Raw genomic sequence first — 3,437 nt, 5'->3', positions numbered from 1 at the left:
TTTATTTTATGCATTTGAATGTCAGTTCGAGTAATTTTCGATAGAAAATTGTATCGAGAACTATTTTGAAAACGAAAATTTGATTCTCGATACTAATTTTACTCATTAACATTCGTTAAATTCACTCGAATTGACAAATTTTATTCAAAATGCACAACGAGTAGTTTTATACTTTTTTTAATGTAAAGAGAAGGTAATTAAAGTGAAAATTGCAATTACTAAAAATAGTGCAATTACTATAATAAATGTATTTTTATAATGCTTTCTATGAATTTTAATATCTTTTCTGTAGCTCCAAATCATTGAAATTGTAAATACAATTACAAACAAGGCGGCAAAAATTAGTTGTCCTTTGCTAAACATATATATTGTGTATATTTATCATCAAAAATACATAAAATTTAGATATGAGAAACGCATTAATTTTTGGAGCAACTTCAGGCATAGGGAAAGAACTAGCAAAATTATTGGTGGAAGATGGTTATAAGGTTGTAATTACAGGAAGAAGAGAGCAACTGTTAAATGAAATTAGAGAAACCAATCCCGCAAATTACATAGTTAAAGTTCATGATGTTACTAATTTAGATTCTTGCGAAACCTTATTTGAAGCGTTAAAAACAGCATTAAAAACTATTGATTTAATTGTTTTTAGTTCGGGTGTTGGTGATCCAAATTACAAGCTAGAATGGGAGAAGGAATTACCTACATTACAAACAAATATTATTGCAGCTACAAAAATTTATGGTTTGGCGTATAATTTATTTAGAGAGCAAGGTTTTGGTCATTTGGTAGGAATTTCATCAATTGCATCTATTAGAGGAAATAGGCATGTACCAGCGTATTTTGCTTCAAAAGCATTTCAGGTAAATTATTTAGAATCACTTTGGATGAAAGGAAAGAGGAGTAAGGCTAAAATTTATGTAACTGATATTAGACCAGGGTTTATAGATACTTCAATGGCAATTGGTAATACTTTTTGGATGTCAACTACAGAAAAAGCAACCAAACAAATTTACACAGCTATAAAAAAGAAAAAGAAAAAAGCATACATAACAAAACGTTGGAATTTAGTTGCAATTCTTTTAAGAATTGCACCATCATCACTACTATACAAATTTTTATAACGAAACTACAAACTGAAAAAATGAAAAATAAATTAAAAGCTGTTCAAGAATTTCATGAAGCATTCGGCCTTGGAATTCAACACCAGCCAATAGCAAACTTACCTACCAATAAATTAAAATTACGATTTGATTTAATGGCTGAAGAAAATGAAGAATATTTAGATGCAGCAAAAGAAAATGACCTAATAGAAGTTGCAGATGCCTTAGGTGATATGTTGTATATTTTATGTGGAACAATTTTAGAACACGGCATGCAATATAAAATTGAAGCAATTTTTAATGAAATACAACGTAGTAATATGAGTAAGTTAGGTGCTGATGGGAAGCCTATTTATAGAGAAGATGGGAAAGTAATGAAAGGGCCTAATTATTTTAAGCCTAATATATCAGAGATAATAACTGATAAATCTTAACATTATTTTAAGGGAGATTAATAATAAAAGATGTTATTTTATAAAATTAAAAATTAACTCAATCAAATAATCAAATTTATAGGATGGAAAATACAGTAAAAAAAGTAATGCTCTATGCTTCAATAGTAGCAATTACGATGCTAATTTCATGTAAAAGTGAGAAGCAAGAAGAAGAAAAAATACCAGGAATTATTGTTGAAAATATGGATAATGAAGTTCGTCCAAATGATGATTTCTTTAGACATGTTAACGGTACTTGGTTAGATAAAACCGAAATACCAGCAGATAGAACTTCTTGGGGAGCATTTAATGAACTTAGAAAAAAAACAGATTCAGATGTGTTAACAATTTTAAGTGAAGCAATAGCTGAAGATAAATTTCCTAAATTAAAAGATGCAGAAGGAAATTTAACCTTAGAATCTGACCAGAAAAAAGCAGTAAACTACTATGAAACTATTATGGATACGGTTGCTAGAGAGGAGCAAGGAATAGCACCAATTAAACCTATTCTAACTAAAATAGATGCAATTAATAGTATTTCAGATTTACAATTTTTTTTAACAGAAATGGCTCCTTATGGAGGTGCAGGGTATTTTAATTTTGCAGTGTTTAATGATTTAAAAGATAGTAAAATGAATGCAGGCTATGTAACTCCTGCGAGTCTTGGATTGTCTCGTGATTATTATGTTGATCAAGATGATGATACCAAAGAGAAACGTAAAAAATACATTGCACATATTGCTAGAATGTTACAATTTTTTGGAGATTCAGAAGAAGTGGCTATAGCAAATGCAGATAAAGTATTTCAGTATGAATATAATTTAGCTGAACCAAGATTTACAAAGGAAGAATCTAGAGATACTAGAAAATTATACAATCCTAAAACAATTGTTGAACTTTCAGAAATTACACCTTCAATAAATTGGGAAACTTATTTTAAAGAGATTGGAATTAATACGATAGATAAAGTTATTGTAATGCAGCCAAATTATATGATGGCACTTGAGCAAATACTAGCATCAAGTTCAATAAAAGATATAAAATTATATTTGCGTTGGACAGCTATTGATAGAGCTGCAGGAAAGTTAAATAACGAATTAGATGTTGCTAATTGGGAGTTTTATAGTAAAGAGTTAAGAGGAGCCAAACAGCAAAGACCTAGAGATGAAAGAGCTTTAGCCTCATTAAATGGAGCTATAGGTGAAGCATTAGGTAAATTATATATAGACAAAAAATTTCCGCCGGAAGCAAAAGGAAAAGCTGAAGAAATGATTGCAAATGTGATGCTTGGTATGGAAAAAAGGATAAATGCTTTAGAATGGATGAGTGATGATACAAAGACGAAAGCTTTAGAGAAATTAACTAAAATGACTGTTAAAATTGCGTATCCAGATAAATGGAAAGATTATGCGGCATTAGATGTTAAAGGACTAAAAGATGGTGGTTCTTATTTTCAAAACTCTGCAAATATTTCAAAATGGAATTTTGACAAAAATATTGAAAAACTAGGGAAAGAAGTGGATAGAACAGAGTGGGGGATGGCACCGCAAATTGTGAATGCATATTTCAACCCAGTAAACAATGAGATTGTTTTTCCTGCAGCAATTTTACAACCACCTTTTTACAATTATCAAGCTGATGAAGCTGTAAATTATGGAGGAATTGGAGCTGTAATTGGGCACGAAATTTCTCATTGTTTTGATGATCAAGGGGCAAGATTTGATGCAGATGGTAATTTAAAAAATTGGTGGACAGAGGATGATTCAGCACAATTTGCAGCTTTAGGTAAAAAATTAGTTGATCAATACAGTGCTGTTGAAGCATTAGAAGGTATAAACTTAAATGGTGAATTTACCTTAGGTGAAAATATTGGAGATTTAGGTGGAATTAATTCTGCATA

General features: G+C 30.2%; 3 protein-coding genes. All 3 read left to right on the top strand.

Annotation, left to right across the window (positions count from 1 at the left end; translation table 11 throughout):
- Positions 1-407: 407 nt before the first annotated feature.
- Positions 408-1,124 (top strand): SDR family NAD(P)-dependent oxidoreductase, encoded by a 717-nt coding sequence (locus GQ540_RS08925; protein ID WP_291800195.1) that lies wholly within the window; start codon positions 408-410, stop codon positions 1,122-1,124.
- Between the two features lie 20 nt (positions 1,125-1,144).
- Positions 1,145-1,537: a nucleoside triphosphate pyrophosphohydrolase family protein gene (locus GQ540_RS08920; protein WP_291800193.1), complete on the top strand. Its 393-nt coding sequence runs from the start codon at positions 1,145-1,147 to the stop codon at positions 1,535-1,537.
- An 83-nt stretch (positions 1,538-1,620) separates the two neighbouring features.
- Positions 1,621-3,437, top strand: a 1,817-nt coding sequence (locus tag GQ540_RS08915; RefSeq protein ID WP_291800191.1) for a M13 family metallopeptidase, incomplete at its 3' end; no start/stop codon positions are given.

The sequence above is a fragment of the Lutibacter sp. genome (assembly GCF_013139515.1).
In the GTDB taxonomy this organism is placed as follows: Bacteria; Bacteroidota; Bacteroidia; order Flavobacteriales; family Flavobacteriaceae; genus Lutibacter.
Note: the sequence above shows the minus strand (reverse complement) of the source record. Positions and strands in the feature narration are given on the sequence as shown.